General features: G+C 62.5%; 15 protein-coding genes and 1 pseudogene. 8 read left to right on the top strand and 8 right to left on the bottom strand.

Translation table 11 applies throughout. The annotated features are described in order from the left end of the window. Nucleotides 1–90: 90 nt before the first annotated feature. Complete coding sequence (locus tag NKH12_RS27545; RefSeq protein WP_352956035.1) at nucleotides 91–465, bottom strand: type II toxin-antitoxin system VapC family toxin; 375 nt, start codon at nucleotides 463–465, stop codon at nucleotides 91–93. Further along, nucleotides 465–683, bottom strand: a complete 219-nt coding sequence (locus tag NKH12_RS27540; RefSeq protein ID WP_274609405.1) for an AbrB/MazE/SpoVT family DNA-binding domain-containing protein — start codon at nucleotides 681–683, stop codon at nucleotides 465–467. The genes NKH12_RS27545 and NKH12_RS27540 overlap by 1 nt, the downstream gene beginning before the upstream one ends. A 160-nt stretch (nucleotides 684–843) precedes the next feature. Between NKH12_RS27540 and purD the strand changes: the two genes are divergently transcribed. Further along, nucleotides 844–2,121: a phosphoribosylamine--glycine ligase gene (gene purD, locus NKH12_RS27535; protein ID WP_352956034.1), complete on the top strand. Its 1,278-nt coding sequence runs from the start codon at nucleotides 844–846 to the stop codon at nucleotides 2,119–2,121. 10 nt (nucleotides 2,122–2,131) lie between these two features. Here purD and NKH12_RS27530 read toward each other — a convergent pair whose 3' ends face one another. Together NKH12_RS27530 and NKH12_RS27525 are read right to left on the bottom strand one after the other, a co-directional pair. After that, entirely contained in the window at nucleotides 2,132–3,235 is a 1,104-nt protein-coding gene (locus NKH12_RS27530; RefSeq protein WP_502910852.1) for a glycoside hydrolase family 25 protein, read from the bottom strand. Between the two features lie 169 nt (nucleotides 3,236–3,404). Next, a complete protein-coding gene (locus NKH12_RS27525; protein ID WP_352956033.1) occupies nucleotides 3,405–3,641 on the bottom strand; it encodes a hypothetical protein in 237 nt (78 codons plus the stop codon). A 206-nt stretch (nucleotides 3,642–3,847) separates the two neighbouring features. Here NKH12_RS27525 and NKH12_RS27520 point away from each other — a divergent pair, with 206 nt between their 5' ends. Both NKH12_RS27520 and NKH12_RS27515 read left to right on the top strand, forming a co-directional pair. Then, on the top strand, nucleotides 3,848–5,617 hold the full coding sequence (locus NKH12_RS27520; protein ID WP_352956032.1) for an acyl-CoA dehydrogenase family protein: 1,770 nt from the start codon (nucleotides 3,848–3,850) through the stop codon (nucleotides 5,615–5,617). A 53-nt stretch (nucleotides 5,618–5,670) separates the two neighbouring features. Then, a complete protein-coding gene (locus NKH12_RS27515) occupies nucleotides 5,671–6,426 on the top strand; it encodes a crotonase/enoyl-CoA hydratase family protein (protein ID WP_352956031.1) in 756 nt (251 codons plus the stop codon). Nucleotides 6,427–6,470: 44 nt separating this feature from the next. On the opposite strand, the pseudogene NKH12_RS27510 reads toward NKH12_RS27515, so the two are convergent. From NKH12_RS27510 to pdxH, 3 genes and pseudogenes are all read right to left on the bottom strand, one after another. Next, nucleotides 6,471–6,766 (bottom strand): annotated as a pseudogene (locus NKH12_RS27510) (type II toxin-antitoxin system RelE/ParE family toxin). Then, nucleotides 6,763–7,008: a CopG family ribbon-helix-helix protein gene (locus tag NKH12_RS27505; RefSeq protein ID WP_352956030.1), complete on the bottom strand. Its 246-nt coding sequence runs from the start codon at nucleotides 7,006–7,008 to the stop codon at nucleotides 6,763–6,765. Before NKH12_RS27505 ends, NKH12_RS27510 begins: the two are co-directional and overlap by 4 nt. A 188-nt stretch (nucleotides 7,009–7,196) precedes the next feature. Continuing rightward, the gene (pdxH, locus tag NKH12_RS27500) at nucleotides 7,197–7,814 is read right to left on the bottom strand and encodes a pyridoxamine 5'-phosphate oxidase (RefSeq protein ID WP_352956029.1); all 618 of its coding nucleotides are present in this window, start codon (nucleotides 7,812–7,814) and stop codon (nucleotides 7,197–7,199) included. Nucleotides 7,815–7,854: 40 nt separating this feature from the next. Between pdxH and NKH12_RS27495 the strand changes: the two genes are divergently transcribed. From NKH12_RS27495 to NKH12_RS27480, 4 genes are all read left to right on the top strand, one after another. Then, nucleotides 7,855–8,328 carry an RT0821/Lpp0805 family surface protein gene (locus NKH12_RS27495; RefSeq protein ID WP_352956028.1) on the top strand — a complete coding sequence of 158 codons (474 nt, stop codon included), beginning with the start codon at nucleotides 7,855–7,857 and terminating at the stop codon, nucleotides 8,326–8,328. A gap of 99 nt (nucleotides 8,329–8,427) precedes the next feature. Then, on the top strand, nucleotides 8,428–9,348 hold the full coding sequence (locus tag NKH12_RS27490) for a DnaJ C-terminal domain-containing protein (protein WP_352956027.1): 921 nt from the start codon (nucleotides 8,428–8,430) through the stop codon (nucleotides 9,346–9,348). Between the two features lie 228 nt (nucleotides 9,349–9,576). Then, complete coding sequence (gene fabI / locus NKH12_RS27485; RefSeq protein ID WP_352956026.1) at nucleotides 9,577–10,395, top strand: enoyl-ACP reductase FabI; 819 nt, start codon at nucleotides 9,577–9,579, stop codon at nucleotides 10,393–10,395. Between the two features lie 55 nt (nucleotides 10,396–10,450). Further along, nucleotides 10,451–11,038, top strand: coding sequence for a histidine phosphatase family protein (locus NKH12_RS27480; protein WP_352956025.1), 588 nt, complete (start codon nucleotides 10,451–10,453; stop codon nucleotides 11,036–11,038). A 418-nt stretch (nucleotides 11,039–11,456) separates the two neighbouring features. Here NKH12_RS27480 and NKH12_RS27475 read toward each other — a convergent pair whose 3' ends face one another. Then, entirely contained in the window at nucleotides 11,457–11,714 is a 258-nt protein-coding gene (locus NKH12_RS27475) for a DUF1344 domain-containing protein (protein ID WP_352956036.1), read from the bottom strand. A 278-nt stretch (nucleotides 11,715–11,992) separates the two neighbouring features. Between NKH12_RS27475 and aroC the strand changes: the two genes are divergently transcribed. Continuing rightward, nucleotides 11,993–13,102 (top strand): chorismate synthase, encoded by a 1,110-nt coding sequence (gene aroC / locus NKH12_RS27470; protein WP_352956024.1) that lies wholly within the window; start codon nucleotides 11,993–11,995, stop codon nucleotides 13,100–13,102. Nucleotides 13,103–13,280: the final 178 nt, after the last annotated feature.

The following is a 13,280-nucleotide window of genomic DNA, read 5'->3' as shown; positions in this document are numbered from 1 at the left end:
GTCGGCGCGGTCGTCGACCTCTTCACCCCAGCCGAATGTGCCAATTACTTCAAAGCCGCAGGATATGAACCGGATTAAACAGGACGTGCTCTAGATCTTTTCGATGAGGGTCACGACTGGCAGGCTCTCGAAATGCTTGTCACAAGTCAGGAGTGTCGCGTCATGCGCCCGAGCGGTCGCGAAAATGATCGCATCTGCGGTCGCCAATTTGTGCTTCCGGCAGGCTTCGGCGGCTGCTAGGGCGATCTCCGTGTCAAGCGGGACCACCCAACAGACCTGCGTAAAGGCTATGGTCTGATCGGCTTTGTTTTCGCCTACTTCGCGAGTGAGCCATTTTGCGAGTTCCAACTGCACCATGGTCGGAACGAGCCACTCGGCTCGCTCGGGCAGATGCTCGGCCACCTGCTCTCCAGTCGTGGAGCCTATCAGCCATTCGATCCAAGCCGAGGTATCGACGAGCACCATCAGACACGGTCCGACCGGTCGCGATATTCCGTCGCCGAAGCGCCCTTCGCCAGTCCCTTCAGCGCTTCCCGCTTCGGCACAGGGACGAGTAGCACGCCCGTTCCCTTCGGGATGAAGGCAAAGGTCAAACCCGCTTCCCAATGCTGGGCGGTCCGGATCGCCTTGGGAATCGATATCTGAAACTTCGAGGACAGGGTTGCAGTCTCCGACATTATCATACCCTCACTTTATCGATACACAAAACGTAAGACGCAATTGGGGCCAATGCAAGGTGCAGTTGGAGCGTGCGCAATTGCCGTCGAAGCACTCAAATGTCTTGACCCATCGTCCGGGGCGCAATAGCGCAGTCCTCATCGTGGAATGGCAAGGGATCTGGGCATGCGTGTTTTGTTGATCGGCTCCGGCGGCCGCGAACATGCCCTGGCCTGGAAGATCGCGGCCTCGCCGCTACTGACGAAGCTTTACGCAGCCCCCGGCAATCCGGGCATCGGCCGCGAAGCCGAACTGGTGACGCTCGACATTGCCGATCATGCGGCGGTGGCCCGGTTCTGCACGGAGAAAAAGATCGACCTCGTCGTCGTCGGGCCGGAAGGGCCGCTGGTCGCCGGCATTGCAGACGACCTCCGCGCTGAAAACATTCGCGTCTTCGGCCCGTCCAGGGCGGCGGCGCGGCTGGAAGGCTCGAAAGGTTTCACCAAGGACCTTTGCGCGAAATACGACATCCCGACCGCCGCTTATGGCCGTTTCGGCGATCTTGCGTCGGCCAGGGCCTATGTCGAAAAGATGGGCGCGCCGATCGTCATCAAGGCCGACGGCCTCGCCGCCGGCAAGGGCGTCACCGTCGCGATGAATTTGGCCGAGGCGCTGGCAGCACTCGATGCCTGTTTCGACGGGTCCTTCGGACAGGCCGGCGCGGAGGTGGTGGTCGAGGAGTTTCTCACCGGCGAGGAGGCGAGCTTCTTTTGCCTGTGCGACGGCGCCACCGCGCTGCCGTTCGGCACCGCACAGGACCACAAGCGCCTCAGTGACGGCGACATCGGCCCGAACACCGGCGGCATGGGGGCTTATTCGCCGGCTCCGGTGATGACGCCGGAGATGATCGACCGCACCATGCGCGAGATCGTCGAGCCGACCATGCGCGGCATGGCCGAGCTTGGCGCGCCGTTTTCGGGCGTGCTGTTTGCCGGGCTGATGATATCAGACAACGGGCCGAAGCTGATCGAATACAACACCCGGTTCGGCGACCCGGAATGCCAGGTGCTGATGATGCGGCTGAAGGATGATCTCTTGGTCCTGCTCAACGCTTCCGCCGACGGCCAGCTTGCGCACACCTCAGTGCGCTGGCGCGACGAGGCGGCGCTCACCGTGGTGATGGCGGCCAAGGGTTACCCCGGCACGCCGGAAAAGGGCTCGGTCATCCGCGGCGTCGAAGAGGCCGCGGGCGATGGCGTCGAGATCTTTCACGCCGGCACCGCCATCAACAGCGGCGCGCTGGTCGCCAATGGCGGCCGTGTGCTCGACGTCACGGCTGTCGGCGGCTCGGTCGGCGAGGCGCAGCGACGAGCCTATGCCGCGCTCGACCGGATCGATTGGCCGCAAGGTTTTTGCCGTCGCGACATCGGCTGGCAGGCCGTGGCCCGCGAGCGGGCGCGCTGACCTACAACGGTTAGCGCGGGCTACGGTCTAACTCGGTCGACGCGGTGCTGACCGGATCGGTGGGCGCGACTTCAACGGCCGATGCGGAGGGCTTATCCTTTCGCAGCCACGCCACATAGTCGGCGATCCGGCGCGGAAAACGCAGCGCTGTCCCTACGGCAGGCATTTGCAAGCTGCCGCGGAACTTGGACCAGCCCGCGCTGAACGCGGCGACCAGCTCGGTGAAGCTCGGCGGCAGCGCAACGGTGGCGTAGGTAAGGGCGCCATTGCCGGCCAGCCCGGCTTCACGCGAGAGAGGCACCGGTATCGAGGCGAGGTAATCCGGCTGCGCGTCGATCAGGCCGCCGAAGGGCCATTGCGCGCGCAACGTGGCCGCATCCATCGGTGCGACATTGACGTCGATATCGTTCGGCGTGCCAGCCACCCGGTAAGGACAGCGGAATCGGCCGCAATTGGCCTTTGCCGAAAATTGCCAGAGTGCGTAGCCTTGCCAGTTGCCCATCGGAAAATGCACGCCGATGTCGGGCTTGTAGCGCGCATACCAGAGCGGCAGCCGCGACAGGAGCCGGTATTTGTACTTGTTGTCGGCGATGTGCCTGGCGGTCTTGCCGTTGGTGTAGAGCACCGGAAAGCGGCCCAGCCGCCGATGCACATGGCGGACGAATTCCTCTGCATCCTCGAGCGACATCCATTTCGTCGGGTCGTCATCCTCGATGTCGAGGGCGAGCAGGTCATCCGGACCAGGTTTCGCGAAGTTGATGAAATTATTGGCCTGTCCCACGGGGTTGCCGGGGCGGGCGAGATGGTAAGCACCCCATTTCAGGCCGAGCGCCTTGGCCACCACCTTGCGCGTCTGGAACAGTTCCTGTGCCACCGCATGGCGCTTCCACAGCGCCTTGCAGAGCCGCGTCGCGGTCTCGTCGCCGAAACAGAAATAGGCTGGCGGCATCCCGTCGGACGCCTTGTTGATGAAGCCGACGATGCGCTTGTCGGTCGCAAGTTCAGCCCAATCAATGGAATTGTATTCGTAGGCGTCGATCACCAGCGCCCGGTCGGCAGCCTTCCACGGCGCGGAGAAATCCGAGGCTTGTGTCGGCTCCAACGCCATTGTCATCGCGGTCGCGACGACGAGGAGTCCTAGGCGGCGAAGAGGGGGCGCCGGCGGCTTCAAACAGCAGATCCTTGCTGGCCAAAGCCTGATCCTGAACCGCCATGGTTAAGGAAATGCTTTCGGCGGTCCGTGGCGAATGCCGCAATTCGGCCGGTTATGGTTTTGCTGGCCATCAACGAGGGGAGAGCGGCTGGATCTGGAACAGCTCGGGCGCCGGCGCCTGCGGCAGCGTTCCCTCAGCCTCGCGTTTGCGATGATGGGCCAGCCAGCATTTCGGCGAACACAGAATGCCGCGATCCGACCAATAGGCGGAGCCGTCCTCGATCTTGCCCCGATGGTGCCAAAAACCTGCCGCTCGATAGGGCAGGCCGCATTCGATGCAGCGATAGGCGTCAGGTCTGGCGAGCACGGGCGGTCCCAGTATTTTGATCTGTCGCCGGTCGACTTGTCCGGCTTTTTTGTCGATTTTAGCGTGAACAGCTCCAATTGCACAATCCGCGTGACAAAATTTGACGTTTACGTAAAAAGAAGGTGGGAGAGGCGACCCAAAAGCGAATGGTTTTGTGTCGGCACGGTTATTAAGTTGCCCTGCCGGACGGAGGAGGAGCGAGCGGCATGTATCGGGCACCGGTCGAGGAAATCGCCTTCACGCTGAAGCATGTGGCCGGCCTGAAGCCAGCGCTTGACGCCGGCACCTTTGGCGATCTTGGCGAAGACATCGTCGACGCCATTCTGGCGGAAGCCGGCCGCTTCGCCACAGAGGAGGTCGCGCCGCTCTACAAGATCGGCGATGAACAAGGCGCGATCCTGAACGGCGCCGCCGTTACCATGCCGCCTGGCTGGAAGGCGCTTTATCGCCGCTGGATCGACGGCGGCTGGAACGCGCTGTCCGCACCGGAGGAATTCGGCGGCCAGGCGCTGCCGACCATGCTGGGCGTCGCCGCGCTCGAAATGTGGAACTCCGCCGCGATGGCCTTCGGCATCGGTCCGACATTGACCATGGGCGCAGTCGAAGCACTCGACAAGCACGCCTCACCGGCGCTAAGGGTCAAATACCTGGAAAAACTCGTCTCCGGCGAATGGATGGGCACGATGAACCTGACCGAGCCGCAGGCGGGCTCGGACCTGAATGCGTTGCGCGCCCGCGCCGAGCCGGCCGGCGACGGCACCTACCGCATCTTCGGCCAGAAGATTTTCATCACCTATGGCGAGCACGATTTCACCGACAACATCATCCATCTGGTGCTGGCGCGGTTGCCGGACGCGCCGGCCGGCACGCGTGGCCTTTCGCTGTTCCTGGTGCCGAAATTCCTTGTCGGCGACGATGGCGCGCTGGGCGCACGCAACGACGTCTTCTGCTCCGGGCTAGAGCACAAATTGGGTATCCACGCCTCGCCGACCTGCACCATGATCTATGGCGATGGTTTCGAAGGGATCACTGCTGGCGCGATCGGCTGGCTGATCGGCGAGGAAAACAAAGGCCTCGCCTGCATGTTCACCATGATGAATAATGCGCGGCTCGCCGTCGGCATGCAGGGCGTGGCGGTCGCCGAAACGGCCACGCAGAAGGCGCTTGCCTATGCCAATGACCGCCGGCAAGGCAAGGCTGCAAGCTATGATGGCAACGGCATGGCGCCGATCGTCCATCACCCGGACGTGCAGCGCAATCTCCTGACTATGAAGGCGCTGACCCAGATTGCGCGCGCCATCAGCTATTCCTGTGCGCATGCCATTGATCACACGCGGGTATCCGTCGGCGATGAAGCCATCCATTGGCAGGAACGTGCCAATCTCTTGACCCCGCTGGCCAAGGCCTTTTCCACCGATGTCGGTGTTGACGTCGCCTCGATCGGGCTGCAGGTTCATGGTGGCATGGGTTTCATCGAGGAGACGGGTGCGGCAGCACTTTATCGCGACGCGCGCATCGCGCCGATCTACGAAGGCACCAATGGCATCCAGGCGATCGACCTGGTGGCGCGCAAGCTGCCGCTTGGCGGTGGCGAGCATGTGCATGGTTACATCGCCGAATTGAAAGCAGTCGCCAATCAGGTGCGGACCTCAAATCCCGGGGGTTTTGGCCGCACTGCCGATGGTCTCGACCAGGCGCTCGACGACCTCGGCCAGGCGACGCGTTTTCTGCAAGGGCTGCTTGCCGACGGGCGCTCGGACGAGGCGCTGGCCGGTGCGACGCCGTATCTGCGGCTGATTTCGCTTGCGGCGGGCGGCACCTATCTGGCACGCGGCGCGCTTGCCGACCAAAGCCGCATCGCCCTTTGCCGTTTCTTCGCCGAAAACCTGCTTGGCGAGGCGGGCGCGCTGAAAGAGCGCGTCATCGGCGGCGCCGAAAGCCTTGCCGCCGCCGGCAAGACACTGATTTCTGCCTGACAGCCACAAGGTTGCCGTTTCAAAAAAGCCTGACGTTTCACAAAGGATCACCCGTGACAGATCATATCCTCGTCGAGCGCCAGGGCGCGATCCAGATCATCCGCATGAACCGTCCGGACAAGAGGAACGCCTTGACGCGCGCCATGTATGCGAAAATGTCCAAAACCCTTGCCGAGGGCGACGCCGATCCGGCGATCCGCGTCCATGTCTTCCTCGGTGTTTCAGGCGCCTTCTCGTCCGGCAACGACCTTGCCGATTTCATGGTCGTCGCCGCCGGCGGCGAGGGCGGGACCGAAGTCTGGGATTTCCTGATAGCGCTGGCCAGGGCGGAAAAACCCATGATCTCCGGCGTCGACGGCATCGCGGTCGGTATCGGCACCACGCTCAACCTGCATTGCGACCTGACTTTCGCCACGCCGCGCACAATGTTCCGCACGCCCTTCGTCGATCTCGGCTTGGTCCCCGAGGCGGGATCGAGCCTGCTTGCGCCGCAGATTCTCGGCCGGCAAGGCGCCTTCGCGCTGCTTGGCCTCGGCGAAGGTTTTTCGGCCGAGCGGGCGAAAGCCGCCGGGCTGATCTACGCGGTGGTCGAGGAAGACGAGCTCGAAGCCTCCGTCCTGGCAGCGGCCAGCCAAATCGCGGCCAAGCCGCCGCAAGCGCTGAAGATCGCGCGTGACCTAATGCGCGGCTCTCGTGAAGATCTTGTTGCCCGCATCGGCCAGGAAAGCGAGCATTTCCGCGAGCGGCTCAAATCCGAGGAGGCCCGCGCTGCCTTGATGGCCTTCATGGCCAGGAAGAAGGTAGGCTGAAGGCGGTGTGTTCTGATAACGCAGGCCCGTGAGGTTGGGCGATTTTAGAGGGCCTGCGGCCATCGTTGGGCAGCATGCATGGACGGTGAGGATTTCGACAGTGTCGCCGTTGATGCGATAGGGCACGATCATACGGAATATCGACCAAAACGAGCTCTCGCGTCGCCTTGATGCGCCCGACGCGCCCCATAGCCGGTTGCTCCGCGAGATGTTCTGCCGCCGTCACGATGCGCGCAATGACTCGGGCGGCCGCCTCGAGGTTGTCCTTCTCGATGTGTGCGCCGATTTCGTCAAGCCGATTCAGCGCCCGCTTGGTCCAGCGGATTCTTTTGCGGCTCATCCTTGGCGGGCAGACTTGACGTATTTTCCGACAATAGCAGCTACATCATGGTCACTGGCAAAATCGCCGCGCTCGGCTTCGGCCAACCCGGCCTCTATCTCGGCGAGTTGCCATTCCTCACGGGCTACAAAGTCCTCAATGGCCTGCGCAGCCACATAGGAACGCGAGCGGTCGAGCTTTTCGGCAAGCTGATCAAGCCTGTTTGCGGTTTCGTCCGGGACACGCACGGTAAAAGCTGTCATGCTCATAACTTTCCTTGGTTCACTATGAATATTGGTGAACCAAGGTGGTTCGTCAAGGATTGCCCAGGAGTATTCCTGGGGCATCCCTGACGTCAGTTACTCAACGCCCGCGGCGGCGTGTATTGGCGATGCCATATTGCCGCGCGTCCAGTTCTCCCCTTGGCGAAGCTGCTTAAGGGACCAACCCATCAGGGGTAAAGCCTCGTCTTGTCCCAACTGCCCTTTGCGTTGCGGGAAAAGACGACGCGGTCGTGCAGCCGGAAAGGCCGGTCGTGCCAGAACTCGATCGTCTGCGGCACGATACGGAAGCCCGACCAGTGTTTCGGCCGTGGGATCTCGCCGATCGCGTAGCGCGCCGTGTATTCGGCAACGGCTTTTTCCAGTGCGAAGCGGCTCTCCAGCGGCCGCGATTGCTTCGACGCCCAGGCGCCGATGCGGCTGCCGCGCGGGCGCGTCGCATAATAGGCGTCCGCTTCCGCCTCGGTGACGATCTCCACCGGCCCGCGCACGCGAACCTGCCGGCGCAGCGATTTCCAGTGGAAGCACATCGCCGCCTTCATGCTGCCAAGAATCTCACGGCTCTTGGCGCTCTCGAAATTCGTGTAGAAGACAAATCCGCTTTCATCGAACCCCTTGAGCAGCACCATCCGCACATTCGGCATGCCCTCGGCATCGACGGTCGCCAGCGCCACGCTGTTGGGATCGTTGATCTCCCTCTTCGTCGCGTCGTCAAGCCATGCGGCAAAGAGGCGGAATGGCTCAGCAGCCTCGGTAAAGTCACCGCTTGTTAACTCAGTTTCGCTCATAGTTTTCCCAAATTCTATTGCCGGCTGGGGAGATTGCCGATTGTCGCGTATCGCGCAACCTTTTGACAGCAGGCAATGGGACCTTATTGCTTCGGCCAGCGCCCAGGCTGCGGTCAAGATCGCGGTCGTGCTGGTCGCCTTGCCGCTTGCCGGCTGTGGTGCCGGCGGCTTCAGTTTGGAGCAGGCGGAGGTCGACCGTACGATCCTGACCAGCAGCACGCCTGTTGCTGCCTCGCCGATCGATCAGGATCGCGCCTCGGACCAGGCGACGATCCGCAACGCGGTGTCTTCCGCCGATATCCAGGAACTTGGCGGGCAGGCCGTTCCCTGGGCGAATTCCGATACCGGGTCGCGCGGCTCGATCACCGAACTGGCGGAGTCCAGGGACAACGGCCAGCTTTGCCGCCACTTCACCGCGTCGCGCGAAAGCTTCGAGGGCGTAGCCCTGTTCAAGGGCGAGGTGTGCCTGGCCGGCGCCGGCGCCTGGCGGATGCAGGACTTCAAAGCGCTCTGATTTTCCGCCATCATATAACCGCGCGCCTCTGGAATTTCTTCCTATGCGAGCGCATATAGGTGGCAATCGTGGACTCACTCCTTCTCCAGGGCAGGAAGCATGCGCGACCCCTATGAGGTGCTGGGCGTTGCCAAGAACGCATCGGCCAAGGACATAAAATCGGCGTACCGCAAACTCGCCAAGGAGTATCATCCGGACCAGAATCCGGACCCCAAGGCGAAGGAGCGGTTTGCCGCAGCCAACCAGGCATACGAGATCGTCGGCGCCGAGAAGACCCGTGCGGCGTTCGCTCGCGGCGAGATCGACGCGGAGGGCACGCCGCGCTTTCAAGGCTTCGAGGGTGCCGCCGGCGGCGCCGATCCGTTCGCCGGTTTTCGCCGGCAGCAGGGGCCGGGCGGCTCACGCTTCGAGTTTCGCTCAAGCCGTCCGAGCGGCGATCCGTTCGACGGCAGCAGCGACATCTTCAGCCAGATTTTCGGCGAGACCTTCTCTCGCGGTGCCGGCATGGGCGCCGGCCGGCAGGCGCCGTCCGGCGCCGACCTGAACGTGACGCGCGGCATCCCCATCGAGGAAGCGGCGACCGCGGAGAAGGTGACGGCGATGTTCCCCGACGGACGCAAGGTCGCCGTCAAGCTGCCAGCCTATGTCGAGGACGGCCAGACGATCCGGCTGAAAGGTCAGGGCGAGCAAGGGCCGGGGCAGCCGGGCGACGCGCTGGTCAAGATCCGCTTCCGGCGGCACCCGCGCTATCGTGTCGAAGGCCGCGACCTCCACGCCGACCTGCCGGTTGCGCTGGCGGATGCCGTGCTGGGTGCCAAGGTGGCGGTCGAAACGCCGACCGGCAAGCTTGCGGTCAATGTTCCCGCCTGGTCGAGCTCGGACAAGGTCCTGCGGCTGAAGGGCAGGGGCCTGCCGGAAAAAGTTGGCGGACACGGTGATCTCTACGCGCATGTGCGGCTGATGCTTCCCGAAGGGGGCGACAGCGATCTCGAAGCGCTGATGCGCAACCGGAAACGCTAGCGGATCCCCTAAATCGAAGGTCGGCGTCGCAAAAATCGGATTCGATTTTCGCTGGGGGTCAAGCGCAAGATTAGGTGTTTCAGTGCCGTTTGCGCGTCCAAAAAGGACGCGCGGCGCTGTGGGACGATGCTTTTGTCCCCTGGACTGTCCGTGTTGAGCGCTTGAAGGGGCTCTGTGCCTGTGCGATAGCCACTCCACAAAGCAGAAGATCTTGCGGAGAGCGCTCACATGGCGGGTGGACAAGGCATTATGGCCGGCAAGCGCGGGCTTGTCCTTGGCGTCGCGAACAATCGGTCGATCGCCTATGGCATAGCCAAAGCTTGCGTCGACCACGGCGCCGAGATTGCGCTGACCTATCAGGGTGAGGCGTTCAAGAAGCGCGTCGAGCCGCTGGCGGCGGAACTCAACGCCCATGTCGCCGGCCATTGCGATGTGACCGATCCGGCAACGCTCGATGCGGTGTTCGACGACATCGCCAAGCGTTGGGGCAAGCTCGATTTCCTCGTCCACGCCATCGCCTTTTCCGACAAGGACGAGCTGACAGGCCGCTATGTCGAGACGACGCGCGACAATTTCCTGCGCACGATGGACATTTCGGTGTTTTCCTTCACCACTATCGCCAAGCGCGCCGAGGCGTTGATGACCGATGGCGGCTCGCTGCTGACGCTGACCTATTACGGTGCCGAAAAAGTGATGCCGCACTACAACGTTATGGGTGTCGCCAAGGCGGCGCTCGAAGCCAGCGTGCGCTATCTGGCCGTCGACCTTGGCGCCAAGAAAATCCGCGTCAACGCCATCTCCGCCGGTCCGATCAAGACGCTGGCCGCCTCCGGCATCGGCGATTTTCGCTACATCTTGAAGTGGAATGAATACAATTCGCCGCTGAAGCAGACGGTGACGCAAGAGGAAGTCGGCGATTCAGCCGTCTATTTCCTGTCCAACCTTTCACGCGGCGTCACCGGCGAGATCCACCATGTCGATTCCGGCTACCATGTCGTCGGCATGAAGGCGGTCGACGCGCCTGATATTTCGACCGTCAAGGAATAACCCCTCGAACTCTCCCCGCCTCCAGCCTGCTCTCGACCGCTCTCCGGATGACCTGATGTATCCGCTCGTCTACATCGCCCGCCACGGCCAGACGGTGTGGAACGCCGAGTCCCGGCTGCAAGGACAGGCCGACACCGATCTCAACCCGCTTGGCTGCGAGCAGGCGACCCGCAACGGCCATCGGCTTGCCGAATTCGTTGATAACCCCGAGGATTTCGACTTTGTCGCCAGTCCGATGCGGCGGACGCGCCAGACCATGGAGCGCATTCGCATGGCGATGGGGCTTGATCCCCAAGCTTACCGCACCGATCCGCGCCTTGTCGAAATGAGTTTCGGCGACTGGCAGGGTTTCACCTTTCCCGAACTCGAGGCCCGGCATCTGGGCTCGGGCAGGGAGAGGCGCCTCGACAAATGGAATTTCCTGCCGCCCGGCGAGGGCGCCGAAAGCTATCAAATGCTGTTCGAGCGGGTAAAGCCGTGCTTCGACGCGCTGGACCGCCCGACGGTCTGCGTGACCCATGGCGGCGTCGTGCGCGCTCTGTTCCGCATGGTGCTGGGAATGCCCGAGAAAGAAGCCGCAAACCTGAATGTGCCGCAGGATCGCTTGCTAAGGCTGGAGGGACGACGCCTGGAGTGGCTCTAGGGGTGAAATCCAATCACTCGGAACGACCTTGTTCAGCCCTTCTCGCCGTCGGTTCACACCGGCCGGCAAAGCCGTCCGACGTGCTGACATTGAGGACACCTGCCGATCCTGACGCCGTGGCGACGATCGTCGCGGCCCGATCCGGTCGAGGGCTGCGAACAAGCTCCGGCTCGATGGAGCTCCGGGCATGAGTCAGGCCGAGATCTAGCCGGAACTCTGCACCGGCCATTTTCGACGATGGAGCCGCCCATCTGCCGAGCAGGCGTGGTGCACTGCCCGACGGAGTCTGTCGTGAACGAAGGCCTGAAGTCGGCTGAATGAGTTTTGACCAAGACCGTGATCCCGAACCGGCGGTTCGGACAAGATCGTAGGTCACACGACCTTCATCCCGGCTTTCGGGCAGGTCAGCCGGAAGCCTCTATTCGCTTGAATCCGGCAATTGCATGTCGGTGATGATGTTCTCGCCGTTTGTCTCGTCATAGGCGATCACGATATCCATGCCGGGTTTTAGCGCTTCAAGGTCGGTTTCGGCATTCAGCTTGTAGGATTTGCCGTCGTCGAGTGTCAGCGTCAACGTGTCCTTATCGACCTCTTTGATCAGGCCTTCGGTTTGGCCGGCGAAGGCGGCAGTGGAAATCAGCAACATGGCGGCAACGGCGCCGATCAGGATACGCATCATCGTCCTCTTATCATTGCGCCGGCACAGTGGCGGCGGGTGTTCAACAGACGGATCGAGGGAAGCAGAAACCAACCGAATGTGTCAAAACTAAATCCGCCGGATCACAGTTTGACCACTGCCGAAAACGCCAATAGAACGCAGGCTACAGCGCCGCGCGTCCTGTTGGACGCGCACAGGACGCTGTAGCACTTTGATTTTGCGCATGACCCCGAAAATCGCTCCGGTTTTCGGGGTCATGCGCTAAGCCGGCTCCGATGCCGGCAGGGCTGGTTTTCATGTCTCACAATACGTTTGGCCATCTTTTCCGCGTCACCACCTGGGGCGAAAGCCATGGCGCAGCGCTCGGCTGCGTGGTCGACGGCTGTCCCCCCGGCATCCGCTTCACGCACGCGGAGGTCCAGGCCGATCTCGACAAGCGCCGCCCGGGTCAATCGCGTTTTGTGACGCAGCGTCGCGAACCCGACGAGGTGAAGATCCTGTCCGGCTTCATCCTGGATGAGGACGGCGAGACCATGATCACCACCGGCACGCCGGTGTCGATGCTGATCGAGAATGTCGACCAGCGCTCCAAGGACTATGGCGAGATCGCCCGCCAGTACCGGCCTGGTCATGCCGATTATACCTACGACACTAAGTACGGCCTGCGCGATCATCGCGGCGGCGGCCGCTCTTCGGCCCGCGAGACGGCGGCGCGGGTGGCGGCCGGAGCCTTGGCCCGCAAGGTCGTGCCCGGCATGGTGGTGCGCGGCGCGCTGGTGTCGATGGGCGAAAAACGAATAGACCGTGCCAACTGGAACTGGAATTTCATCAGTGACGCCGAAAATCCGTTCTTCACGCCCGACCCGGCATCGGTCGCCGTCTTCACCGCGTATCTTGACGGCATCCGCAAGGCGGGTTCCTCGGTCGGCGCGGTGATCGAGATCGTCGCCGACGGCGTTCCGGCAGGCCTCGGCGCGCCGATCTACGCCAAGCTCGACCAGGACATTGCCTCAGGCCTGATGTCGATCAATGCTGTCAAGGGTGTCGAGATCGGTAACGGCTTCGAGGCCGCCCGCATCACCGGCGAACAGAATGCCGACGAGATGCGCATGGGCAATGACGGCAAGCCGGTCTTCCTGTCCAATAATGCGGGCGGAATCCTCGGCGGCATCTCGACCGGCCAGTCGATTGTCGCGCGCTTCGCCGTCAAGCCGACCTCGTCGATCCTGACCCCGCGAAAGTCGATCGACAAGGACGGCAACGACGTCGAGATCATGACCAAGGGCCGGCACGATCCGTGCGTCGGGATCCGCGCCGTGCCGATCGGCGAGGCGATGGTTGCCTGCGCGATCGCCGATCACTATCTGCGTCATCGGGGACAGACGGGGAAGGGAATAGGGCAGTAGGGCAGTATGTTACGCGGCCGGCCGAGACAGCAAATTTTTTCCTTTTCCCTACTCCCTTACTGCCCTACTCCCCTACTCCCCTAGCTAGCTGTGGAGCCTCAACAGGTTGTCCAGGGTTATATCGAGGCGACTGATGGGTGGTTTGGACTTTAGGCTGCCGTGTGGACGATGCCAATTG

This window comes from Mesorhizobium sp. M1322 (assembly GCF_040318085.1).
GTDB lineage: Bacteria > Pseudomonadota > Alphaproteobacteria > Rhizobiales > Rhizobiaceae > Mesorhizobium.
This window is presented reverse-complemented; position numbering and strand designations above follow the sequence as displayed.

Coding starts and splice junctions, on each gene's coding strand:
- NKH12_RS27545 (WP_352956035.1), bottom strand. CDS start 465: ATGGTGCTCGTCGATACCTCGGCTTGGATCGAATGGCTGATAGGCTCC.
- NKH12_RS27540 (WP_274609405.1), bottom strand. CDS start 683: ATGATAATGTCGGAGACTGCAACCCTGTCCTCGAAGTTTCAGATATCG.
- purD (WP_352956034.1), top strand. CDS start 844: ATGCGTGTTTTGTTGATCGGCTCCGGCGGCCGCGAACATGCCCTGGCC.
- NKH12_RS27530 (WP_502910852.1), bottom strand. CDS start 3,235: ATGACAATGGCGTTGGAGCCGACACAAGCCTCGGATTTCTCCGCGCCG.
- NKH12_RS27520 (WP_352956032.1), top strand. CDS start 3,848: ATGTATCGGGCACCGGTCGAGGAAATCGCCTTCACGCTGAAGCATGTG.
- NKH12_RS27505 (WP_352956030.1), bottom strand. CDS start 7,008: ATGACAGCTTTTACCGTGCGTGTCCCGGACGAAACCGCAAACAGGCTT.
- pdxH (WP_352956029.1), bottom strand. CDS start 7,814: ATGAGCGAAACTGAGTTAACAAGCGGTGACTTTACCGAGGCTGCTGAG.
- NKH12_RS27490 (WP_352956027.1), top strand. CDS start 8,428: ATGCGCGACCCCTATGAGGTGCTGGGCGTTGCCAAGAACGCATCGGCC.
- fabI (WP_352956026.1), top strand. CDS start 9,577: ATGGCGGGTGGACAAGGCATTATGGCCGGCAAGCGCGGGCTTGTCCTT.
- NKH12_RS27480 (WP_352956025.1), top strand. CDS start 10,451: ATGTATCCGCTCGTCTACATCGCCCGCCACGGCCAGACGGTGTGGAAC.
- NKH12_RS27475 (WP_352956036.1), bottom strand. CDS start 11,714: ATGCGTATCCTGATCGGCGCCGTTGCCGCCATGTTGCTGATTTCCACT.
- aroC (WP_352956024.1), top strand. CDS start 11,993: ATGTCTCACAATACGTTTGGCCATCTTTTCCGCGTCACCACCTGGGGC.